The organism is Variovorax sp. Varisp46, from assembly GCF_059491885.1.
Genome location: NZ_CP168515.1, coordinates 3,448,860 through 3,471,226 on the forward strand (window position 1 = coordinate 3,448,860; position 22,367 = coordinate 3,471,226).

Sequence of the window (22,367 nt, forward strand, 5' to 3'; positions counted from 1 at the left end):
GCCCCGAACAACGATCGGCGATAGATCGGCACTATGTTCGCTACCGCACAGACAAGGCTTTTCGCATGAATAACGATTGAGCAATGCGCCTCGGAAACACAGTCGACAGCGTTCATTGATGAATCAGGCGAAAGCCATCGAGGTCTGAGCATGCGTAACTTCTTGACCAACAACCGCGATGAACTGATCTCCCGGTGCAAGTCGAAAGTTGCGCGAAGGCCCAGACGCGCAGCAACTGAACAGCAGTTGGCCAACGGCATTCCGCTGTTCCTTGATCAATTGATCCAAACGTTTGCCGCGGAAGAAGATGACAAACCGGCGGACAGCATCAGAATTTCGGGACCTTCAGGCGGAGATTCGCAGACCTTGTCGGAGATGGGGGTAGCCGCCACGGCCCACGGCAAGGAGCTGCTCGAACTGGGGTACACGGTAGATCAAGTCGTCCACGACTATGGCGACCTTTGCCAAGCGATCACGGACATGGCCTTCGAGCGCGATGCTCCCTTTGCCGTCGGGGAGTTCCGCACATTGAATCGATGCTTGGACAACGCCATTGCCGATGCCGTCACGGAGTTCAGCTCCCAGCGCGATACGCAGATCGCCCGCCAGCAGAGCCTTGACTCAACCGAGCGTGTCGGTTTCCTCGCTCACGAGTTGCGCAACTGTCTGGGCACGGCGACTCTTGCCATCCATGCCCTCGAACTCGGCAGCATGACATTGGGAGGTGCCACGGGGAGCGTATTGAAGCGCAGCCTTTCGTCGATGGTCACCCTGATCGATCGGACGCTCGCCGAGGTGCGCGTCAACATGCCGGAACAGCGCCAGACGTTTTCCGTCGCCACGTTCATCAAGGATGCCGAAACCGCCGCGCAGCTCGTCGCCGGAGCCGCACGCTGCCCCTTCGAGGTGAGCTCTGTCGATCCTCTGCTGGCCATCCGTGGCAATCGCGAGCTGCTGCTTGCCGCCCTGGCGAATCTCTTGCAAAACGCGTTCAAGTTCACGCACCCGCACACCATCATTGCCTTAAGAGCTCATGCACTCGACGAGCATGTATCGATTGACGTCGAAGACCACTGCGGAGGACTTCCGCCCGGAAGCGCTTCCAGGATGTTTGAGCCCTTCAATCAACACAGTCACGACAAATCCGGCCTTGGCTTGGGCCTGTCCATCGCACGCCGAAGCGTTGAGGCTGACCTCGGCACCTTGACAGCTCGAGATGTGCCGGGAACCGGTTGCGTTTTCACCATTCGCTTGCCCCTGCACGTCCTCGAATGACAAGCATCTAGTTTCTCCCAATCCCAAGGACTCATCATGGACATCCAATTGCTGATGCGGATCGGCCGCATGGCACCACCTCGGTGGCTCACTTTGTCGGCGGATGTTTCAGCAGCGAAGCGGCTGGCTGCCGACGGCCTGATTGAGATGACTCTGGAGTTGCAGGGCAAAGCAAAGACATCTATACGCGAATCAGTGCATGTTCGCACGATCACACGAAATGGTGCCTTGGCTATCGCTGATGAAAAATCTCGCTCGCAGCGGAAATGAACGCATGATGATCGCATGACAGGCGATGTGATGCTCACCTTCAACCCCGGGTCTTCGTCGATCAAGCTCGGGCTGTTCGTGATCGATGCCGGCGCGACACGCGCCCTCGCCCGCCGCACGGTCGATGCAACACCCGATGCCTTGTCCAGCATGATCGCGAATGCCCTGGATTGGGTGAACGATGCGGCGCCGGGCGCACGACTCGTCGCGGCGGGTCACCGCGTCGTGCACGGCGGGGACGAGTTCAGCGGCCCGGTGGCGATTGCGGAGGACACGCTCGTCGCTATCGAGGCACTGGCGCCGCTCGCGCCGCTGCACCAGCTGCAAAGCCTGCGACTGATCCATGCGGTGCGGCACGCCGCACCGGCGCTGCCGCAGTCGGCCTCGTTCGACACGGCCTTCCACCGCAGCCAGAGCGCTGCATCGCGCCGCTACGCGCTCCCGCGCGCGCTGTTCGACCAAGGCATCAAGCGCTACGGCTTTCATGGCCTGTCGTACAAATTCATCGCGTCGCAACTGCGCCAGCAGCACCCCGGGATTGCCGCGGGCCGCGTGGTGGTCGCGCACCTGGGCAGTGGCGCCAGCCTGTGCGGCTTGCTGCATGGCACCAGCCGCGAGACCAGCATGGGCTTCTCCACGCTCGACGGCATCCCGATGGCTACCCGCAGCGGCGCGCTCGACCCCGGCGCGCTGCTTTATCTGCTCAAGCAACCGGGTCAGTCGATCGACACGGTCGAAGACATGCTTTATCACCGCTCGGGCTTACTAGGTCTCTCCGGCGTTTCGGGCGACGTGCGCAAACTGCTCACGAGCGACGCGCCCGAAGCTCGCGAAGCGCTGGCGTTGTATGCACTGCGGATCGCGCGCGAAGTGGCCGCCATCGCCACCACGCTCGGCGGGCTCGATGCGCTCGTTTTCACCGCCGGCATCGGAGAGAACCAGCCGGCTGTGCGCAACGCCGTGTGTCACCACCTCGCCTGGCTCGGCGTGGCGCCCGATCCCGCAGCCAGTCAGGTCGCCGTGTTCGTCATGCACACCGACGAAGAGCAGGTGATCGCCGACGAGGCCTGCCAAGTTCTGTCCCTTTATCAAACCACCGGAGCCGCCCCGTGACCCGCCCACTTGAACGCGCTCCGTGCACGCCAAGTTCTCGGCATCGGTTTCCGTGGGGTTCATGGCGCACTTTAGGTTGCTCTCCAAAGCGAAGTTATGGGACCCCGCCAGCCAGAAAGTGAGTCCCTGACTGTTCGCTGGCGCACCCGGCCCCGCCAAAAAATGTCTCGGCAGTTGATACGCCGGCGCACAGACGCCGGATTTCAGTCGCAGAATCATGAAGATTTGGAAGCAGACTTCCTCATGGCATTGCCTCCTCGTTCGTCTTCGTTGCACCGGGCCGCCGCACGCAACGAACTGCTGGATGCCATCCCTCTTGAAGTGATGGCCCGAATGGAGCCGTTCCTCGAGCCGGTGCCGCTGCGTCTTGGGGAGGTGCTCTACGAGTCGGGGGTAGTGCAGCGACACGTTTTCTTCCCCATCGATTGCATCGTCTCCCTGCTGTACGTGCTGGAGAACGGGCAGTCCGCTGAGATCGCGGTCGTCGGCTTCGAAGGCATGGTTGGCGTATCGCTCTTGATGGGCGGAGGTAGCACGCCCAATCGTGCCGTGGTGCAAAGTGCAGGCAACGCCTTCAGGCTAAGTGCCACCCACATTCAGGAGCTGACGGAAAAGGGGGGGCCGTTGCTTCACCTCTTGCTGCGCTACACCCAATCGCTCATCACCCAGATGTCGCAAACGGCGGTGTGCAATCGGCATCATTCGCTCGAGCAGCAGCTGTGCCGCTGGCTATTGTTGAGCCTGGACAGATTGCCGGGCAATGAACTGGTCATGACTCAGGAACTGATCGCCAACATGCTCGGCGTGAGACGCGAAGGCGTGACGGAGGCGGCGGGCAAATTGCAGCGTCTGAACCTGATCAAGTACGCGCGAGGTCACATTACGGTGCTCGACCGCCCGGGCCTGGAACAGCAGGTTTGTGAATGCTATGAGGTCGTGAAGCGCGAAACGGATCGGCTGCTTCCTCGCCAAGTGGCAAGCTGATTCGCCGCGGCGACGGTCAGGCTCGGTGCGCCGCCGCACAGACGTGAGCCATCGCATCGGCAACAATGCGGCAGGTCACGCATTTTCGCGCTGGCTCCTCTCAACAGGGGCTCTGTGACATCCCATCCGACCCGCCCCATTCACAACCGTCTGCTCGAAGTGCTTCCGCCGATGGTCAGGGCGTGTCTACTCGAAAAATGCGAGAACGTGGCATTGGCGGCGGCCCAGACGCTCTATGAGCCGGGCGATTCCATCCGCCACATCCACTTTCCCACGAGCGCCTTTGTTTCACTGGTTTCCACGGCAGACGGCCACGACGGCCTGCAAACAGGCTTGGTGGGCAACGAGGGCGCCTTGGGCTACGAACTGTCGTTGGGTGTTCGGAGCGCGCCGTTGCGAGCGTTCGTTCAGGGCGGCGGTCTGGCCTGGCGCCTGACAGCGCAGTCCTTTGCTCAGGAACTGGAGCACAACACGATGCTCAGGCGTGTTCTCAACCGCTACGTCTGTGTGCTGCTGATGGAACTGGGTCGCTCGGGCCTGTGCAACCGCTTCCATCTGATCGAGGAGCGCCTGGCGCGCTGGTTATTGACGACCCAGGATTGCGCGCACTCCACACACCTTGCACTGACTCATGAAGTGCTGGGCCGCATGCTGGGGGTGCGTCGGGTCGGCATCACCAATGCCGCGACCGCGCTGCACGAGCGTCGACTGATTGACTACCGACGTGGCGCCATCACGATCACGGATCGCCGGGGACTGGAAAGTGCGGCGTGCGATTGCTATCGGGCCAACCAGCGCAACTACGCGCGGTTGATCTCATGACAGGTCGCCTTCCTGCAATTCATAGGGCAGGAACATGAAGATCGTTCTCCCGCAGCATCACCGGCTCCATTGCCCCCTGTGAGAGACGACGCCGCACCGCAGCTTCGATCTCTTCGACATGGTGGCTGAACGTTTCAAGCGGGTCGGCGTTCTCGGTCGTGCGAAAGTGATAACGCAGTGCTTCCCTCCCGATGCTGGCACTCACGAACTGGGTGCCTTCCATGTCCACCCAGAAGCGGACGGAGCCTGAAGCATCATGAAAGTACGGAGCGTCAGACATTTCGAGATCTTTCTTTGAGGCGGCTGCGCACTATCGCAGGTCTGGCGTTTCGTGTCTGTGCGATATCGGGTGTTTGGTCGCCACACAGGTCTACGCGCTTGGCTCTTTGCCGCGAACTCCATCGAGGTGACGGCCCTCCTGCATCGAGGCTCCGCTCTTGATGGGCGGGTGCTTAAGCTTCCTCTACCAGCGCCGGATGGCCGTCAACCCGATCATGGTGTAGCCTTGGCCTTCGGTCTGTGCGCCAACGCACGGTGCGAAAACATCCTGAGCAACCTCGGCAAACGAACCGCGCTCTACAGTTCGTTTGACGCGCTTCAAGAACGGCGCGAATGCCGATGTCGGCGGTCTCGGTCGGTTCCATGCAGCCATTCCTGTCGGCCCAACCAACCCTGGCGACGGCAGCCAACGCGTTGGTGGTGCGCGGACCCGGTCGTTAGCACTCCAGGACAGACTGAAGAGGCATTGGGCGTTGATACCGCGTCCCAGCCAACTGTGTCGTCCGCCGCGGAAGAGACTATTTCGCAGGCGAGAAAGAGGTGGGCGCCAAGAACGAGTTGTCCATCTTCGCAACAATCGGTCCGGCTGCCTCGCTCGCCTTTCTGACCTCGACCCATTCGGGATCGACGACAAACTTGCCCCACTTGACCTCACGATCGGCCAGGCTCTCCCAGACAAGCATGTAGGTAAGCGCGTTGCTGTCAGGTCCGACTGCAGTCGTCCAATATCCGAGTTGACGAATTCCCAGCCGGTTCCAGATGCCCGCGGTGTGATCGCGAAATCTGGCAAGAACGTCGGGCAGCCGGCCAGGCATTGCGGTATAGACGCGTAGTTCGTAGATCATCGACATCAGTCCTGAAAAATGTTACAAGTTGACGAGGCGGCGGGCGTGACCGCCAAGCTCACATTGTGCTGCCAGAGGTCCATCCGCCGTCAAAGGAGATGATCTGCCGGGGTCTGCCCCAACCGCTGACCGCCAGTCTCAGGCATTCCGCGTCGCGCCTTCTCGCCAACAAATGCATTCGCGGAGCAAGGCACCCCGTCGGCGTGAGCGTCGCCCCGAACGAACCCGAGCACGAGCACGAGCCCTACGGCATCCCACGCGCCAGCAAGTGATCGACCAACCGGCGCTGCGGAAAGCTCAACGCCTCCTGCCGCGTGCACAGGTACATCCGTCGTGAAGCCCACGCATCGGTGAGATTGATGAAGCGCAGCTTCATCTCCTTGCGGTAGGTCACAGCGGCACCCTCGGGCAGGATGCCCACGCCCATGCCCGCTTCGATCATCCGGCACACGGCCTCGAAGCTCTTCACCCGCACGCGCAGGCGCAGCACCTTGCGCGCGCTCATGGCGGCGTCTTCCATCGTGCGGGAGATGGCGGAATCGTCTTCGAGACCCACGAAATCGAAATCGAGCAGTTCCTCGAACGACACCTCGCGCCCGCGCCACGGATGCTTCTGCCGCACGATGGCAACCAGCCGGTCGGTGCGGTAGGGAATGAAGTTGAGCGCCGGGTCGGCCGCCTCGCTGGTGATGACGCCCACGTCGGCCTGCCGGTCGCGGATGGCCTGCACGATGTACACGCTGCGGTGCTCCTCCACGCTCACGCGGATCTCCGGGTAGCGCTGGCGGAAACTCGCCACGTCGTCCGGCAGGAACTGGCCCATGGCCGAGGCATTGGCGTGCAACCGCACACGGCCGGTGGCGCCCTGCGCGTAATCTGACAGGTCGGCGCGCATGCGGTCGACGTCGCGCAGGATCTGGCGCGCATGCATGGCGAGCGACTCGCCGGCGCCGGTGGGCGTCACGCCTTTCGAGGTGCGGTTGAGCAGCGCGACGCCCAGGTGGCCTTCGAGAATGGACAGGCGGCGGCTCGCGGCCGACAGCACCATGTGGCTCTCGGCGGCGGCCTTCGACAGGCTGCCGTGCTCAATGGCACGCAGGAAAAGCGCCAGCGAATCGAGGTCGGGTCTCATGGGTTCGGGTCGATCTGGGAGGCTGGCATTGTCGCGCCCGCGAGGGCGGGCACAGGCGCAAGGATGAGGGCAAAATCCCCCGGCCGCGCCGATCGGCCCCATCCCCCGTGCCGTCCATGCCGCCCCCGCCGCCAATCACGCCCGAAACACCTCCGCCCTCCTCCCCGCCCGCGCCACCGCGCGCTGGCCGGCTGGATCGCCGCGGGCGTACTGGCACTGCTGCTGATCGGCATGGCGGGCCAGTGGGCCGCGAGGCGCGAGGCGAACTTCCAGGCCGACTCGATCCGCCGCGCCATGGAAGTCCATGTGCTGGGCCTGCGCGACGCCGCCGGCAAGTACAGCTACCTGCCATTCACCGCGAGCCTGCATCCGGACGTGCTGGCCGCGCTGGCCCATCCCCGGGACGCGGCCGTGAAGCAGCGCGCCAACCGCTATATCGAGGAGGTGAACCGGCAGGCGGGCTCCGACGCGCTCTACCTCATCGACCTGCAGGGCCTTACGCTGGCGGCCAGCAACTGGGCAACGCCGCAGAGCTTCGTCGGCGAGTCGTATGCCAACCGCCCCTACTTCCGCGACGCGCGCGCGGGGCGCAACGGCCTGTTCTACGGCGTGGGCCAGACCACCGGCGAGCCGGGGCTCTTCATCTCCGCGCCGGTGCGGCCCGACGGCGGCGCCGTGCTGGGCGTGGTGACGGTGAAGGTCAGCCTGCGCCAGCTGCAGGAAGCCTGGACCTTCTCGCGCGACCCGATCCTGCTGACCGACGCGCGCGGCATCGTGTTCCTGAGCTCGGTGCCGCCGTGGATGTACCAGGCCACGCGCGCGCTGGGCGCAGCGGAACTCGACGGCATGCAGCGCGACCAGCAGTACGGCGCGCGCACCAGCTTCGCGGCACTGCCGTGGAAGGTGGAGCGTGGCGAAGGCGAGCCCGGCTACCTCGTGCGCACCGACATCGACGGCCAGCCGCGCCGCTTCCTCGCAGTGGACGAGCCGCTGCCCGACCTGGGCTGGACGCTGACGGTGATGGCCGACCACGCCGAAGTCACCCGCGCACGCGAGCGCACCTGGATGCTGGGCCTGCTGTGTGCCGGCGTGCTGCTGCTGGGCGGCCTGTACTGGCAGCTGCGCGAACGCCGCTTCGCCGAGCAGCGCGATGCACGGCGCGACCTGGAGCTGCGCGTGCGCGAGCGCACCCACGAGCTCGACGAGGCCCACGCGTTCCGCAAGGCGATGGAAGACTCGCTGCTGGTGGGCATGCGCGCACGCGACCTGGAGGGCCGCATCATCTACGTCAACCCGGCCTTCTGCGAGATGACCGGCTACGACGCCGACGAACTGCTCGGCAAGCTGCCGCCCTACCCCTACTGGCACCCCGACGACGTGGCGCAGCACTGGCGCCAGTACGACGCCATGATGAGCGGCCAGCCCGCGCGCTCGGGCTTCGAGTCGCGCCTGCGGCACCGCGACGGGCACGACGTGATCACCATGGTCTACACCGCCGCGCTGATCGACGCCGATGGCCAGCACAGCGGCTGGATGAGCTCGGTGGTGGACATCACCGAGCAGAAGCGCGCCGAGCTGCGCCAGCGCCAGAACGACGAGCAGCTGCAGCACGCCCAACGCCTGGCCAGCCTCGGCGAGATGGCCTCCACGCTGGCCCACGAGCTGAACCAGCCGCTGATGGCGCTGAGCAATTTTGCGAGCGCGGCCAAGGCCTTCGCGGAACAGGGCAACCAGCAGCTGCTGGTCAGCAGCCTCGACGAGACCATGGCGCAGGCCCAGCGCAGCGCCGAGATCGTGCGGCGCATCCGCGGCTTCGTGCGCCAGCGCACCGTGGGCACCGAGGACTGCGCGGTGGCGGCGCTGGTGGCGAACGCGCTGGCGCTGCTGCAGGGCGAGATGCGGATGCGGCAGGCGCGTGCCGAAGTCCGCATACCGGCGGGGCTGCCCGAGGTGCGCGGCGACCGCGTGCTGCTCGAGCAGGTGTTGCTGAACCTGCTGTCCAACAGCTTGCAGGCGATGCAGGCCACGCCGCCGGAACAGCGGCTCGTGGAGGTCGAGGCCGAGGTGCTGGCAGGACGCATGCACATCCGCGTGGCCGACCGCGGGCCGGGCATCGATGCAGCGTTGGCCGAGCAGGTGTTCGCGCCCTTCTTCACCACCAAGACCGGCGGACTGGGGCTGGGCCTGAACATCTGCCGCACCATTGTCGAGGCCCATCGCGGCCGGCTGTCCTTTGCCAACCGGGACGGCGGTGGCACGGTTTTCACCCTCGAGCTGGAGATCTCACCCCCATGAACGCTCTTGCCAACAACCTGTGCGTGGTGGACGACGACGAGGCCGTGCGCCGCTCGCTGGGCCTCCTGCTGCTGTCGCGCGGCTACGCGGTGCAGACCTTTGCCTCGGGCGAGGCCTTCCTGGCCGGCGCCGACCTGCAGCGCGCAGGCTGCGTGATCCTCGACCTGCGCATGGAGGGCGTGAGCGGGCTGCAGGTGTTCGATGCATTGCGCGCGCAGGACAGCCCGCTGGTCGTGATCTTCCTGTCCGGCCACGGCGACATTCCGATGGCCGTCGAGGCGGTGCAGAACGGCGCCTTCGGCTGGCTCGAGAAGCCCTGCAACGACGAGCGCCTGCTCGACAGCATCGCCCGGGCCCTGCAGCGCGCCGGCGAGATCGCCGTGCGCCGGCAGGCCCGCCAGGCCGCGCAGGCGCTGTGGGACAAGCTCACGCCGCGCGAGATGCAGGTCGCCCGGCTGGTCGCCGAGGGCAAGCCCAACAAGCAGATCGCCCTGGAACTCGCGCCGCTGGAGCAGCGCACGGTGGAAACGCACCGCGCCCACGTGTTCGCCAAGCTGGGGCTCGCGAACAGCCACCAGCTCGACCGGTTCCTGCGGGAACACGGGCTGTAGTCCTTTCTAGGTATTTACCCTTGCGTACCGATACGTAGCCGCGCGGCGGGCGGCTACGGACGACAGCGCGCCGGCGGCCGGACAGACTTGCCGGTACGGTCTCGCGCGGCTTTGCGGCGGGCCGCAGCCAGAGACAAGGACACCTTTCCATGACCAACATCGCCAGTGCGAGCGTCGGCGCCTCCGGCCCGGACGCGACCGCCAACAACACGCCGTATACCTTCGAAGAAAAGCGCAAGCGCATCTTCGCCATCTTCGCCGCCTCGTCCGGCAACCTGGTGGAATGGTTCGACTTCTACGTCTACGCCTTCTGCGCCATCTACTTCGCGCCGGCCTTCTTCCCCAAGTCGGACCCGACCGTGCAGCTGCTGAACACCGCCGGCGTGTTCGCCGCCGGCTTCCTGATGCGCCCTATCGGCGGCTGGCTGTTCGGCCGCCTGGCCGACCGCAAGGGCCGCAAGACATCGATGGTCACTTCGGTCGTCATGATGTGCGTGGGCTCTCTGGTCATCGCCTGCCTGCCCACCTACGCGCAGATCGGCGCCGCCGCGCCCGCGCTGCTGCTGGCCGCGCGGCTGCTGCAGGGCCTGTCGGTCGGCGGCGAATACGGCACCACCGCCACCTACATGAGCGAAGTGGCCATGCGCGGCCAGCGCGGCTTCTTCTCGTCGTTCCAGTACGTCACGCTGATCGGCGGCCAGCTGCTGGCCGTGGTGGTGGTCGTGGTGCTGCAGCAGGTGCTCGACGAGGCCGAGCTCAAGAGCTGGGGCTGGCGCATTCCGTTCGTGCTCGGTGCCGTGGCTGCCGTGGTGGCCCTCATGCTGCGCCGCACGCTGACAGAGACCGCCAGCACCAAGACCCGCGCCGCCAAGGGCGCCGGCACCATGCGCGAGCTGTTCACGAACCACAAGCGCGCCTTCTTCGTGGTGCTGGGCTACACGGCCGGCGGCTCGCTGATCTTCTACACCTTCACCACCTACATGCAGAAGTACCTGGTGAACTCTGCCGGCATGTCGATCAAGACCGCCAGCAACGTGATGACGGCCTGCCTGTTCATCTACATGTGCATGCAGCCGGTGTTCGGCGCGCTGTCCGACCGCATCGGCCGGCGCAACAACATGCTGCTGTTCGGGGCGCTGGGTGCGCTGATGACGGTGCCGGTGCTGAGCAACCTGCAGAGCGTCGGCAGCCCGCTGGCGGCGGGCGTGCTCATCACGCTCGCGCTGGCGGTGGTGAGCTTCTACACCTCGATCAGCGGCATCGTGAAGGCCGAGATGTTCCCGCCCGAGATCCGCGCGCTGGGCGTGGGGCTGTCCTACGCGGTCGGCAATGCGATCTTCGGCGGCAGCGCGGAGTACGTGGCGCTGGGGCTGAAGTCGATCGGGCACGAGCCGTACTTCTACTGGTACGTGACGGCGATGATGGGCGTGGTGTTCCTGGTGAGCCTGCTGCTGCCGAAGCAGGCGACGTACCTGCACCACGACAAGTAGACAGTGCTTCAGCGGGCGGCACCCTGCGCGGCCAGCGCCAGGGTCCGCTTCGCGATGTTGACGAGGTGGATCTGGCTTGTTCCCTCGTAGAGGCGGAACAGACGAACATCGCGGTAGAAGCGCTCGGCCACGTTGCCGGCGATGAAGCCGCTGCCGCCGAAGACCTGCACGGCCCGGTCGGCGACGCGGCCGCACATCTCGGAGGCGAACAGCTTGCACATCGACGCTTCCATCGTCACGTCGATGCCCCCGTCCCTCTTGCGCGCCGTCTCCAGCACCAGCGCGCGCGCCGCATGCACCTCGGTGTTGCTCTCGGCAATCATCTGCTGCACCAGCTGGAAGTCGCCGATGGGCTGGCCGAACTGCCGGCGCGACTGCGCCTGCCGCGCCATTTCCTCCACCAGCCGGATCGCAGGGCCGATGCACAGCGCGGCGAGATTGATGCGCTGCTTGTTCAGCGTTTTCATCGCCGTGCGAAAGCCCTGCCCTTCGACGCCGCCGACGATGGCCGAGGCCGGCACGCGCACACCTTCCAGCCTGACCTCGCCCACCGGCGAGCCGTGCTGGCCCATCTTGCGGTAGGGCTGCGAGGTCGACAGGCCGGGCGCGCCGCGCTCGACCAGGAAGGCGCTGATGCCGGCCGCGCCCTTCGCGTTCGGGTCGGTCCGGGCGAACACGGTGAACAGGTTCGCAACCGGCGCGTTGGTGATGAAGCATTTCTGCCCGGTGATGACGAAGCTGTCGCCGTCGCGCACCGCCACCGTCTTCTGCGCCGTGGCGTCCGATCCGGCCTCGGGCTCGGTGAGCGCGAAGCAGCCGGTCAGCTCGCCGCTGGCCAGCCGCGGCAGGTAATGGCGCTGCTGCTCGGGCGTGCCGTCGACCACGAGCGACTCCGATGCGATGCCGGTGTTGCCTCCGAAGCGCGCACGGAATGCAGTCGCGACCTGCGACACCTCGAGGTTCACCAGCGTCAGTTCCTCGGTGGTCAGGCCGGCGCCGCCGAAAGCCTCGGGGATGCTGTGGCCGAACAGGCCGATCTCGCGCATGCGCTGGACGACCGGTTCGGGAATCAGGTCGTCACGGTCGACCTGCTCCTCCAGCGGCAGGCATTCGTCATGGGTGAACCGGCGCACCTCGGCGAGCATGGCCTGGAATTTCTCGCGGTCCCTGATCATGGTTTCGCCTCGTTGTCCGCCGCGCGCACATCCCGCAAGAGCGCATAAAGCATGTCGTTGGGCGCCGCGCAGCCGGCCGGCTGGCGCGCGCCGAACAGGACGGCGTCGCTGTGTGTGAGTTCGGGCCGTTCGCGCTCCTCGATCCAGTCGTACACCACCGTGCGCGCGGCGATGCGCCATTCGCCCTGGCGGCGCTCGAAGCGGTCGAGGTAGCGTCCGCACAGCAGGGTGCGCTTCGCGGGCGCATCGGCAGGGGCCTGCAGTGCGAAGAAGCCGCTCTCCACCGCAGCCACGTCGCCATGCAGCTCGATCGCGATGTTGTTCACCTGGTGCACGCGCCGCCCGCCCTGGCGCAACCGCTGCAGCGCCTGCGCGATGAAGCCGTCGGCGCTGCCGTTCCAGGCGCCATGGCAGTCGGTGGCGTCTTCCCAGTAGGCCGAGCGCAGGGCCTCTTCGTCGACGCGGTCGATGCCGCGGCAGTAGCGGTAGAGGCACTCGCGGATCGCCTCGCGATCGAGCAGCGCCTGCAGCGGTGCGCGCGGGTTCATGCCGCCGGGGCCACTGGCGCCGCGGCGCGTTTGAACAGCTGCATCACGTTGCCTTCCGGGTCGCGCAGCGACATCACCGCGCCGTGCGCGCCCATGTCGCGCGTGCCGATCACCTCGCCGCCTGCGCCGGTGATGCGCTCCTGCGCACCGGCGAAGTCGCTCACCTCGAACACCATCACCACGCCGGAGGTCGCCGGCGCGGCCTCTTCGGCACAGGCCAGCGCCACGCTGGTGTTGCCCACGCCGTACTGGAACCAGCGGTCCTTGTCGCGGAACTTGAGCTTCAGCCCCAGTGCCGATTCGTAGAAGGCATGCAGCTCGGCCGGGCGTTGCGCCACCACGTACACGTTCTGCAGGCGCTGGGGAGAAATGTCCTCGGCGCTCACAGCGAGGTCTCCGATGCGCCGCCGTCCAGTCGGATCACCTCCGCGTTGACGAAGCGCGAGCCGTCGCCGGCCAGGAAGCAGATGGCGTCCGCAATGTCTTCCACGGTGCCGAGCCGGCCCAGCGGCGTGCGCGCGATGCGCCTGGCGTCGAGCTCGGCGTTGCGGTGCTTGGCCGTGCCTTCGGTCGGCACCGCGCCGGGCGCCACGGCGTTCACGCGGATGCGGCGCGCGCCCAGGTCGGCCGCCGCGGCGCGGGTGATGCCGAGCACGCCGGCCTTCAGGCCGCTGTAGACCACCGATCGCGCGGGCGACTTGAAGCCGGCGATGGAGGCCACGTTGATGATGGCGCCGCCGCGTTCCGGGTCCATCGCCTCGGCCGCGGCCTGGATGCCCCAGATCACCGACTTGAAGCCGATGTCGACCATGCGGTCCATCACCTCGGGCGTGATTTCCATCAGCGGCTGGTAGCGCACCCAGGCCGCGTTGTTGACCATCACGTCGAGCCGGCCCGCCTCGCCGGCCAGGCGCTGCACCGCCAGGCGCATGCCTTCGCGGCTCGAGACGTCCTGCGGCACCGCCACGGCCTTGCCGCCGAGGCGGCGGATCTCCGCGACGGTGTCTTCCACGAACTCGGCCTTGAGGTCGTTCACGCCGACCGTCGCGCCCAGCCGGGCGAAGGCCAGCGCGGTGGCTCGGCCGATGCCGTGGCCCGCGCCGCTGATGAAGGCCACGCGGCCTTCGAGGGACTGTGATGCATTCATGGCTTGTCTTTCGTTTCCGGCACCAGCAGCGCATCGAGCGCGAAGGCACCGTGCCCGTGGTCGAGGACCACCAGCGGGTTGATGTCGATCTCGGCGACGCTGCGCGCATGCCGTGCGGCGAACCGCGACAGCGCCGCCACGGCGCGCGCCGCGGCTGCCACGTCGGCCTTCGGCCGGCCGCGTGCGCCATCGAACAGCGCAAAGGCCTTGAGGGAGCGAAGCATCTGCATGGCCTGTGCCTCGGTCACCGGCGCCACCTGCAGCGCCACGTCGCGCAGCACCTCGGCATAGATGCCGCCCAGGCCCACCATCACGACCGGGCCGAAGACCGGGTCCTTCATGGTGCCGAGGATCAGCTCGGTGCCGCCCTGTGCCATCTGTGCCACCAGCACGCCGGCGATGCGCGCCTGCGGCGCCTTCTGCGCGACGCGCGCCAGCAGGCTGTCGTATTCGTCGCGCAGCTGCGCCTCGGAGCGCACGTTGGTCACCACGCCGCCAACCTCGGTCTTGTGCGGGATGTCGGGCGAGACGATCTTCAGCACCACCGGAAAACCGATGTCGCGCGCCGCGGCCAGTGCCTCGTCCCGGCCGCCGGCCGTGACTTCCTTCAGCACCGGGATGCCGGCCTGCGCGAGCACGGCCTTGGCACTGGCCTCGTTGGCGAAGGCTTCGGCCGGAAGCGCTTCGGCCGACCGCGACGCGACCGCCACCTCGGCCTGTTCGCCACGTGTGCCGAGGCGCACCAGCGCCGCCAGCGTGGCACACGCCGCATCGATGGTCTCCACTGTCGGAAAGCCCATCTCGTTCAGCTGCGCCATGGTGTCGGGCGGCGCCTTGCAGCACAGCAGGACGAGCCGCGACGGATGCGCACGGCGCACCTGCTCCAGCGCCGCGAGGTAGACGTCGCGCAGCCGCGGCATCTGGAAGGCGTACGCCGACTGCAGGATCACCGCGTCGCAGCTCGCATCTTCCGCCACCGCCGACAGCACCTGCACCAGCAGCTCGGGCCGGCTCGACACCTGCGCCGTCATGTCGACGGGATTGCCCGGCGATGCGTAGGGCAGCGCGGCCACGATGCGTTCCTGCGTGGCCGCGGAGAGCTTCGGCAGTTCCAGCCCCTGTGCGCTGGCGGCGTCGGCCATCAGCACGCCGAAGCCGCCCGATGCCGTGACCAGCGCCACGCGCGGCCCCTTCGGCGCACGCGCCGTGCCGACCACCGACACAGCATGGCCCACTTCGAGCAGCTGCTCGATGCTGGGCACGCGAATGGCGCCGGCATTGCGCAGCACCACGTCGAACACCGCGTCCGAACCGGCGAGCGCACCGGTGTGCGAGGCCGCCGCTTCGCTGCCGGCCGACGACACGCCCACCTTCAGCACCACGACCGGCTTGCCTGCCTCGCGCGCCATGGCCAGTGCGCGCATCAACCCGGCCGCATTGCGGCAGGTTTCCATGCAGCACAGGATGACCGAGGTGGCCGGGTCGGTCGCCAGCGAGGCGATGCCGTCGGCAATATCGACGTCGCATTCGTTGCCCGTGGTCAGCAGGCGGCTGATGCCGATGCCGCGCTCGACGGCCAGGCGCATCGTGTAGCTGCCGAGGTTGCCGCTCTGCGACACGATGCCCACCGGGCCCGCCGTCGGGAACGACGACTCCAGCGCCACCGAAAAGGTGGCGATGCTCCTGTCCGCCACGCCGATGGAGCCCAGGCAGTTCGGCCCCACCACGCGCATGCCCGATGCCCTGGCGACTTCGCCGATGGCCGCCTGCAGGCGGCTGCCCTCTTCGCCCATCTCCGAGAAGCCCGAAGACAGGATGACGGCCGCGCGCACGCCGCGCGCGGCGCAGTCTTTCACCGCTTCGAGCACCGCATCGGGCGGCACCGCCATCACGGCCAGGTCGGGCACCGACGGCAGCTCGGCAACGTTCGCATAGGCGGGCAGCGACTGCACCGTGCCGCCTTTGCGGTTGACCGGATAGATCGCACCGCGGTAGCCGTACTTCTGCAGGAACTGCAGCGGCCGCCCGCCGATCTTGGTCACGTCGTCCGACGCTCCGAAGATCGCGATCGAGCGCGGCTTGAAGAGTGCCTCCAGCCCCTTGCCCACTTCGACTGTCGCCATCGCTCAGCGCCCCTTGAACACGGGCGGACGCTTTTCCAGGAAGGCCTGGCGCGCTTCCTTGGCATCCTCGGTGCGCGACAGCGCCATGGTGATGTTCTGCTCGAAGCGGTAGCCGTCGCGCTGCGGCATCACGTCCATCATGTTGGCGGCCTGCTTGGCATAGGCCAGTGCGATCGGGCTCTTGGAGGCCATCTCCTGCGCGAGGCGCATGGCGGCGGGCATGAGCTCTTCCGCCGGAACCACCTCGTCGAGCACGCCGCGGCGGTACAGCTCGGCGGCCGGCACGCGCATGCCGGTGAAGAACATGTGGCGCGTGAACGAGCGCCCGAACATGGTCCGCAGCATCGAGACTCCGCCGGCGAGGCCCACGTTGATCTCGGGCATCGCGAAGCTCGCATCGTCGGAGGCCAGGAAGATGTCGCACGCGGCCATCAGGCCGAAGCCCGCGCCCAGTGCCGGGCCGTTGACGGCCGCGATGACGGGCTTGGCGCATTCGCGAATGGCGTTGCCGGTCTCACGGGTCCAGCGGTTGTGGTCGAGGAAGTCGCCGGGCTTGTCGGCCGAGGGGCGGTCCTTCAGGTCGGCACCGGAGCAGAAGAACTTGCCGGTGCCGGTGAGGATGGCCACGCGGATGTCGTCGCGCTCGGAGATCTCGTCGAACACCTGGATCAGGCGGTGGCGAGTGTCGCGGCTCAGCGCATTGACGGGCGGCTTGTCCAGCCGCACGACGGCGACGAACTCGGAAACTTCAAGACTGACGCTCATGACGAACTCCTGGCAACGTGGGACATGCCGCAGGCCGCCGCATCGGCAACGGCGGCTTCGGTCGGGGAATACAGCAACCGCGACGCATGCGCCAAGCGGTCGCCGTAGCGGAACTCGGAGGCGAGCAGGCGCTGCGCCATGCGGGTGGCCAGCACCTCTTCGCTGACGCCCATGCCGCCATGCATCTGGATCGCGCCTTCGGCGCACAGCCGTGCCGTCTCGGCCAGCGCGACTTTCATCAGGCGCAGCGTGCGGCGCAGGTCGGCGGCGCCGCGCTCGTGTTCCTGGAAGGCGTGCATCAGCAGGCCCTTGGCGCAGAGATAGCGCACATACATGTCCGCCGTGCGGTGCCGCAGCACCTGGAACGACGCCAGCGCCACGCCGAACTGGCGACGCTCCTGCAGATGCTTGACGGTCTGCTCGATCAGCGTGGCGAGCGCGGCGACGGTATCCGCCGCGGTGAGCAGCAGCGCTGCGTTGTCGGCTTGCCCGATGGCCGAGTCCAGCGCGGCGCCGCGTGCGATGCACGCCACCGCCGGCACCGTCAGGCCGTCGAGCCTGAAGTCGGCGCTGCGCCGGCCTTCCATGGTGCGGTAGGTGGCGCTGGGCGCGGGCATGTGTTCGTGGTCGACCAGGAAGAGGGCCGTTTCGCCGCTGCCCTGCAGCAGCGCGGGCACCAGGTGGTGCGTGGCCGCCAGCGACACGTCCACGCCCTTCACCTCGCCGGTCAACGCGTAGCCGATGTCCAGCTGCTTCGCCGTCAGGGCGACCTCGTCGAGCGAGGCCGAAAGCGAGGTCAGCGGCGCGATCTTCGCGCTGCCTTCGCACACCGCTTCGAGCCAGCGCGCGGAGGTGTCTGCGTTGGCCGCTTGCAGCAGCAGCGGCGCGACCGCGCAGGTTTCGATCACGGGCAGGTGCACGCCGTGCGTGGCGAGCCCGACGACGATGGAGGCCAGGTCGGACAGCGTGCCGCCGACGCCGCCGGCTTCCTCCGGCACCAGCGTGCAGGTCCAGCCCATCTCGCGCACGGGGTCGGTGCCGGCGAAGTCCCTGGTGGTCTCGTTGTCCTGCGCGAAGCGCGCCGCGGCGTCCAGCAGCATGCCGGGGAACAAAGGGGTGAATGACATCGACACTTTTCAGGCTCCCAGCAATTCATTGGCAACGACGTTGCGCTGCACTTCCGAGGTACCGCCGGCAATCGTGCGGGCGCGGGTGAACAGGTAGTTCTGCACCCAGGCGGCACCGGGCTCGCCCTCGCCCTGCGCCACCAGGAAGCGGTGCGCGGCGTCGGGGCCGACCGCGTCGAGCGCGATCGTGGTCAGGCGCTGGGCCACGTCGGCGCAGGTCATCTTGATGGCCGAGGGCTGCACGCCCAGCGGGCGCTGGTGGATCAGGTCGTCGGTGGCCTGGGCCATCATCACGCGCGCGCCCTTCACGTCGGCCTCGGCCAGCAGCAGGCGGTAGCGCAGGCTGCCGAAATCGCGGCGTCCTGCCGCGGCCCTGGCGGCCTGTTCGACCAGCTGCGTGACCTGCCGGCGCACCAGCTCCAGCCGCGCCACGTTGGCCGGGGGCAGGCGCTCGCGCTCGAGCAGGAACTTGGCGCAGGTCCAGCCCTTGCCGGGTTCGCCGATCAGGTTGTCGGCGCGCACGCGCACGTCGTCGAAGAACACTTCGTTCAGGTGGTGCCAGCCGTCGATGGTGTGGATCGGCCGCACGGTGATGCCGGGCGTGTCCATGGGCACCAGGACCAGCGAGATGCCGTCCTGCTTCTTCGCCTCCTTCGAGGTGCGCACGAGCATGTAGATCATGCTGGCTTCGTGGGCGTGCGAGGTCCAGATCTTCTGGCCGTTGATGACGTACTCGTCGCCGTCCAGCCGCGCGCTGGTGCTGAGCGAGGCCAGGTCGGAGCCCGAGCCCGGCTCGGAGTAGCCCTGGCACCACCAGTCGCTGCCGTCGAGGATGCGCGGCAGGAAGCGCGCCTTCTGCTCGGGCGTGCCGAAGCGGATGATGACGGGGCCGATGTGGCCCAGGCCATGGTGGTACAGCGGCGGGCAGTCGGCCTCGGCCATCACCTCCTCGAAGATCAGCCGCTGCATGATGTCCCAGCCGGTGCCGCCGTGCTCGCGCGGCCAGCTGGGCGCGCCCCAGCCCCTGGCGGTGAGGATCTTCTGCCAGCCGAGGTATTCGCGCTTGGTGATCTTCTGGCCCGCGGCCACGACGGCGCGGATCTCCGGGGGGCACGCACTGCGCGCGAAGTCTTCGAGCTCGCGGCGGAAGTCCGCGTAGGCGTGCGCCTCGCCGCTGGCAGCGGTGGCGGCGGGGGTGTCGGTGTTCGACATGTGCGTTGTCTCCTGTCCTGTGGTCCATGCGCGGCGCTTTGCTGCGCCAATCGGTGCTAGGCGGTCGCGGGGGCGCCCTTGCGCAGCCTGGTGATCAGTTCGTCGAGCGCGGCCACGGCGCCGACGGCGTCGCGCCGGCGCAGGCACCGCGCCACTTCGCGCCGCAGCGGGAACAGGTCGGGCCGCGGCAGCACGGGAACGACATGCGTCATGCGTTCGCGCAGGATGGCGGTCATGGTCTGCGCCATCAGCATGAGCGCCTCGTTGTGCCCCGCGTCCGCGATGGCGCAGAAGAAGCGGCTGGCCGATTCGATGCGCTGCGCGAGCGTGTCGCAGGGCTGGTGGCGCTCGATGGCGTCGACGGCTTTCTCGACCGCGTCGAGTTCGGCTTCGCTGGCGCGTTCGCAGGCCAGGCGCAGCAGCGTGCCGTACAGCGTGCGGTAGGCCTCGTCGAGATCGGCCGAGCCCAGCCGCCCCTGGATCACCAGCGTGCGCAGCGACTCCGCCAGCATCATGTAGGCGCCCTTGTAGAACACCAGCGCGTGGTCGGCGCCGCCGCCGCCCATGTGCTTCACCTCGCCGATGAAGATGTGGTGGTCGCCCGCCTCGTGGCAGGCGTGCACGCTGCACTCGAAGCTGGCCAGGCAGTCGTCGATCACCGGCATGCCCAGCGGACCGGCGCGCCAGGCGACGCCTTCGAACTTGTCGGCGATCTTGCTGGAAGCGAAGCGGCCCGACAGCGCGTCCTGGCTCTGCGAGAGGATGTTGATGGCAAAGCCCTCGGCCTCGCTGAACGCGCCCACCAGGCTGCTGGCCTTGCGCAGGCTGAACAGCACCAGCGGCGGCTCCAGCGACACCGAACTGAACGAGTTGCAGGTCAGGCCGACCGGCCGCCCATTCGCGTCGCGCGTCGTGATGACGGCCACGCCGGTCGGGAAGCAGCCGAGCAGCTGGCGGAAGAGTATCGGCTCGATCGGCGCGGCCTGAGTCACGTCGGACACGGCATGGGTCATGGCTTTCCCCTCGGGTGAGTCGCTGGGCCCGCGCCGCCTCAGGCGGCTGCGAGTTCGGGCACGACCTGCGCGACGTGCGGCGGGTCGTTGGCAATCTCGCGCTGCACCGCGGGCATGATCACCTTGGCCCACAGCTCCAGCTGGCGCAGCATGGTCGGGTGGTCGAAGTCGCCCATCTGCGTCTGGAACGCGTAGTGGCAGGGCTTGAGCGTGCGGATCTCCTTCACCACGCGCTCGATCACCTGGTCCACCGAGCCCACCGGCAGGTTGGCGCGCATTTCCTCGAGCGTGGCCTCGCCTTCGACGATGCCTTCCTCGACCTGGTAGTCGTCGGCCACCTGGGCGGTGCGGCGCTTCAGGCTCACGGCAATGCGGCGCTGGAAGCGTGCGCAATCAAGGTAGCGCTCGACCTCCGCCTTGTTGTCGCTGGCATAGGCCGCGCGCAGCACGCCGACCTGCACCCGGGCCGGGTCCTTGCCTTCGGCGAGCGCGACCTTGTCGATCAGGTTGCGGGTCTGGCGCAGCTTCTCCACGCCGCCGTCGCCGCCCGAGACGAACACATGGTGACCGCCGCGCACTGCGCGTGTCACGAAGGTCGGGTCGACGCTGGTGATCCACATCGGCGGCATCGGCTGCTGCACCGCACGCTGGCTGATGGCGCTCATGGGCTGCTGGTAGAACTCGCCGTCATAGCTGAACTTGGGCTGCTTCAGGCCCAGCTCGAGCATGTCGAGCATCTCCAGCGTGCGCGCCTTGGCGGTGTCGAGCGAGACACCGAAGCGCTCGAATTCGAAATGCTGGTAGCCCGAACCGATGCCCAGGTTGAGACGGCCGTTGGACAGCTGGTCGACCATGGCCACGTCGGCGATCAGGCGCGCAGGCTGGTACAGCGGTGCGACGACAATGCCGGTTCCCAGCCGGATGTTGCGGGTCACCGCGGCGCAGTGCGCGATCATGGTCAGCGGCGACGAGCACAGGCCGTAGTTGCTGAAGTGATGCTCGGCATACCACGCGGCGCCGAAGCCCAACTCGTCGGCCAGTCGCGTCTGTTCCACCGCGTCGCGCAGGATCTGGTGCGACGTCTTGTGCTTGTTTCGCTGCTGCATCAATATGAAGATTCCGAAATCCATTGCTGGTCTCCTTGTGGGCTTGGTTACGTGCCTTGATCGTAGGAGTGGGGTCCCCGCCCGGCTCACCATGCTTCGCACAGCTTCTTTGCGCTTATTGAAATGAAGGCCCTCGATTCGCTGCGGATCTTCGTCATCGTCCAGAGGAAGGGCAGCCTCTCGGCGGCCGGCCGCAGCCTGAGCCTGTCGCCCGCCACCATCTCTCGGCGCATCAGCGCGCTGGAGGAAGAGCTGGGCGTGCAGCTGGTGGACCGCACCAGCCGCAACCTCAAGGTGACCGAGGCGGGCCAGGCTTTCCTGGAACATGCGGAGGTGGTACTGGAGGCCATGGCGCGGGCCGAGGAAGCAGCGCGCAATTCGAAGCTGCTGCCCGAGGGGCGCCTGCGCATCCACTCGCGCACGCAGATCGGCCTGCGCGTCATCGGGCCGCTGCTGCCGGGCTTCGCGCAGCGCCACCCCGACATCCAGCTCGAGCTGGAGCTGTCGGAGCACCCGGTGAACCTGGTGGAGCAGGACTTCGACATCGACATCCGCACCGGCGAGTCGAACGACTCCAACTTCGTCATCAAGCGGCTGCTCAGCAGCGACGAGGTGCTGGTGGCGAGCCCCGCCTTCATGAAGGTGCACAAGCGCATCCGCCACCCGAATGACCTGCTGCAGGTGCGCTGCCTCACCTACAAGCGCGAGCACGAGGCGGTCACCTGGAAGTACATCGACGAACAGGGCGTGCAACAGGAGCTGGCGATCCAGGGCGTGCTGAACTCGAACAACGGCGAGCTGCTGCGGCTGGCCGCCATGGGCGGCATGGGCATCGCGCTGCTGTCGGAGCCCACGGTGCGCGGCTGCATCCAGGACGGCACACTGGTGCGCCTGCTGCCCGAGTACCGCTTCGCGGTGCGCGCGTTCTCGAACGGCGTCTACGCGGTGTTCCGCCAGAGCCGCACGCTGCCGCTGAAGGTGCGCGCCTTCGTCGACTTCATGGCCGAGGCGCTGCGCGAGAACGACGGCGCCTGA

22 protein-coding genes are annotated in these 22,367 nt (G+C 67.3%); 9 read left to right on the forward strand and 13 right to left on the reverse strand.

Annotated features, from left to right (window positions below; translation table 11 throughout):
• Positions 1 to 150: 150 nt before the first annotated feature.
• From ACEN9N_RS16185 to ACEN9N_RS16205, 5 genes are all read left to right on the forward strand, one after another.
• Positions 151 to 1,275 (forward strand): sensor histidine kinase, encoded by a 1,125-nt coding sequence (locus ACEN9N_RS16185; RefSeq protein WP_007839088.1) that lies wholly within the window; start codon positions 151 to 153, stop codon positions 1,273 to 1,275.
• A gap of 36 nt (positions 1,276 to 1,311) precedes the next feature.
• The gene (locus tag ACEN9N_RS16190; protein WP_081502714.1) at positions 1,312 to 1,545 is read left to right on the forward strand and encodes a hypothetical protein; all 234 of its coding nucleotides are present in this window, start codon (positions 1,312 to 1,314) and stop codon (positions 1,543 to 1,545) included.
• A gap of 15 nt (positions 1,546 to 1,560) precedes the next feature.
• Positions 1,561 to 2,658 carry an acetate/propionate family kinase gene (locus ACEN9N_RS16195; RefSeq protein ID WP_495653994.1) on the forward strand — a complete coding sequence of 366 codons (1,098 nt, stop codon included), beginning with the start codon at positions 1,561 to 1,563 and terminating at the stop codon, positions 2,656 to 2,658.
• Between the two features lie 243 nt (positions 2,659 to 2,901).
• A complete protein-coding gene (locus ACEN9N_RS16200) occupies positions 2,902 to 3,642 on the forward strand; it encodes a Crp/Fnr family transcriptional regulator (protein WP_007839084.1) in 741 nt (246 codons plus the stop codon).
• Between the two features lie 114 nt (positions 3,643 to 3,756).
• Positions 3,757 to 4,464: a Crp/Fnr family transcriptional regulator gene (locus tag ACEN9N_RS16205; RefSeq protein WP_413315622.1), complete on the forward strand. Its 708-nt coding sequence runs from the start codon at positions 3,757 to 3,759 to the stop codon at positions 4,462 to 4,464.
• Positions 4,465 to 4,483: 19 nt separating this feature from the next.
• Here the strand turns inward: ACEN9N_RS16205 and ACEN9N_RS16210 are convergent, their stop codons facing one another.
• The 3 genes from ACEN9N_RS16210 to ACEN9N_RS16220 form a co-directional block, all read right to left on the reverse strand.
• Complete coding sequence (locus ACEN9N_RS16210; protein ID WP_007839081.1) at positions 4,484 to 4,744, reverse strand: DUF1488 family protein; 261 nt, start codon at positions 4,742 to 4,744, stop codon at positions 4,484 to 4,486.
• A 517-nt stretch (positions 4,745 to 5,261) separates the two neighbouring features.
• Positions 5,262 to 5,588 carry an NIPSNAP family protein gene (locus ACEN9N_RS16215; protein WP_007839080.1) on the reverse strand — a complete coding sequence of 109 codons (327 nt, stop codon included), beginning with the start codon at positions 5,586 to 5,588 and terminating at the stop codon, positions 5,262 to 5,264.
• Positions 5,589 to 5,832: 244 nt separating this feature from the next.
• Positions 5,833 to 6,720: a LysR family transcriptional regulator gene (locus tag ACEN9N_RS16220; protein ID WP_007839079.1), complete on the reverse strand. Its 888-nt coding sequence runs from the start codon at positions 6,718 to 6,720 to the stop codon at positions 5,833 to 5,835.
• A gap of 231 nt (positions 6,721 to 6,951) precedes the next feature.
• Between ACEN9N_RS16220 and ACEN9N_RS16225 the strand changes: the two genes are divergently transcribed.
• The 3 genes from ACEN9N_RS16225 to ACEN9N_RS16235 all read left to right on the forward strand — a co-directional run bounded on the left by ACEN9N_RS16225 (position 6,952) and on the right by ACEN9N_RS16235 (position 11,116).
• Positions 6,952 to 9,015, forward strand: a complete 2,064-nt coding sequence (locus ACEN9N_RS16225; protein WP_495653995.1) for a sensor histidine kinase — start codon at positions 6,952 to 6,954, stop codon at positions 9,013 to 9,015.
• Positions 9,012 to 9,626: a response regulator transcription factor gene (locus tag ACEN9N_RS16230; protein ID WP_007839077.1), complete on the forward strand. Its 615-nt coding sequence runs from the start codon at positions 9,012 to 9,014 to the stop codon at positions 9,624 to 9,626. Before ACEN9N_RS16225 ends, ACEN9N_RS16230 begins: the two co-directional genes overlap by 4 nt.
• A 149-nt stretch (positions 9,627 to 9,775) precedes the next feature.
• Positions 9,776 to 11,116, forward strand: coding sequence for an MFS family transporter (locus ACEN9N_RS16235; RefSeq protein ID WP_495653996.1), 1,341 nt, complete (start codon positions 9,776 to 9,778; stop codon positions 11,114 to 11,116).
• An 8-nt stretch (positions 11,117 to 11,124) separates the two neighbouring features.
• On the opposite strand, the gene ACEN9N_RS16240 is transcribed toward ACEN9N_RS16235, so the two are convergent.
• Genes ACEN9N_RS16240 through ACEN9N_RS16285 form a run of 10 tightly spaced genes read right to left on the reverse strand, consistent with a single transcriptional unit; the run spans position 11,125 to position 21,356 of the window.
• Complete coding sequence (locus ACEN9N_RS16240) at positions 11,125 to 12,291, reverse strand: acyl-CoA dehydrogenase family protein (RefSeq protein ID WP_495653997.1); 1,167 nt, start codon at positions 12,289 to 12,291, stop codon at positions 11,125 to 11,127.
• Positions 12,288 to 12,839, reverse strand: coding sequence for a nuclear transport factor 2 family protein (locus tag ACEN9N_RS16245; RefSeq protein ID WP_495653998.1), 552 nt, complete (start codon positions 12,837 to 12,839; stop codon positions 12,288 to 12,290). The genes ACEN9N_RS16240 and ACEN9N_RS16245 overlap by 4 nt, the downstream gene beginning before the upstream one ends.
• Entirely contained in the window at positions 12,836 to 13,225 is a 390-nt protein-coding gene (locus ACEN9N_RS16250) for a VOC family protein (RefSeq protein ID WP_495653999.1), read from the reverse strand. The genes ACEN9N_RS16245 and ACEN9N_RS16250 overlap by 4 nt, the downstream gene beginning before the upstream one ends.
• Positions 13,222 to 13,986: an SDR family NAD(P)-dependent oxidoreductase gene (locus ACEN9N_RS16255; RefSeq protein WP_413313764.1), complete on the reverse strand. Its 765-nt coding sequence runs from the start codon at positions 13,984 to 13,986 to the stop codon at positions 13,222 to 13,224. The genes ACEN9N_RS16250 and ACEN9N_RS16255 overlap by 4 nt, the downstream gene beginning before the upstream one ends.
• Positions 13,983 to 16,109: an acetate--CoA ligase family protein gene (locus ACEN9N_RS16260; protein WP_495654000.1), complete on the reverse strand. Its 2,127-nt coding sequence runs from the start codon at positions 16,107 to 16,109 to the stop codon at positions 13,983 to 13,985. The genes ACEN9N_RS16255 and ACEN9N_RS16260 overlap by 4 nt, the downstream gene beginning before the upstream one ends.
• A 3-nt stretch (positions 16,110 to 16,112) precedes the next feature.
• Positions 16,113 to 16,874: an enoyl-CoA hydratase/isomerase family protein gene (locus tag ACEN9N_RS16265; protein ID WP_007839063.1), complete on the reverse strand. Its 762-nt coding sequence runs from the start codon at positions 16,872 to 16,874 to the stop codon at positions 16,113 to 16,115.
• Positions 16,871 to 18,001 carry an acyl-CoA dehydrogenase family protein gene (locus ACEN9N_RS16270; RefSeq protein ID WP_495654001.1) on the reverse strand — a complete coding sequence of 377 codons (1,131 nt, stop codon included), beginning with the start codon at positions 17,999 to 18,001 and terminating at the stop codon, positions 16,871 to 16,873. The genes ACEN9N_RS16265 and ACEN9N_RS16270 overlap by 4 nt, the downstream gene beginning before the upstream one ends.
• Before the next feature lie 9 nt (positions 18,002 to 18,010).
• Positions 18,011 to 19,213 carry an acyl-CoA dehydrogenase family protein gene (locus ACEN9N_RS16275; protein WP_413313761.1) on the reverse strand — a complete coding sequence of 401 codons (1,203 nt, stop codon included), beginning with the start codon at positions 19,211 to 19,213 and terminating at the stop codon, positions 18,011 to 18,013.
• Positions 19,214 to 19,269: 56 nt separating this feature from the next.
• Entirely contained in the window at positions 19,270 to 20,226 is a 957-nt protein-coding gene (locus ACEN9N_RS16280; RefSeq protein ID WP_495654002.1) for a flavin reductase, read from the reverse strand.
• 38 nt (positions 20,227 to 20,264) lie between these two features.
• Positions 20,265 to 21,356, reverse strand: a complete 1,092-nt coding sequence (locus ACEN9N_RS16285) for an LLM class flavin-dependent oxidoreductase (RefSeq protein WP_413313759.1) — start codon at positions 21,354 to 21,356, stop codon at positions 20,265 to 20,267.
• Positions 21,357 to 21,455: 99 nt separating this feature from the next.
• Between ACEN9N_RS16285 and ACEN9N_RS16290 the strand changes: the two genes are divergently transcribed.
• Positions 21,456 to 22,367: a LysR family transcriptional regulator gene (locus tag ACEN9N_RS16290; protein WP_413332962.1), complete on the forward strand. Its 912-nt coding sequence runs from the start codon at positions 21,456 to 21,458 to the stop codon at positions 22,365 to 22,367.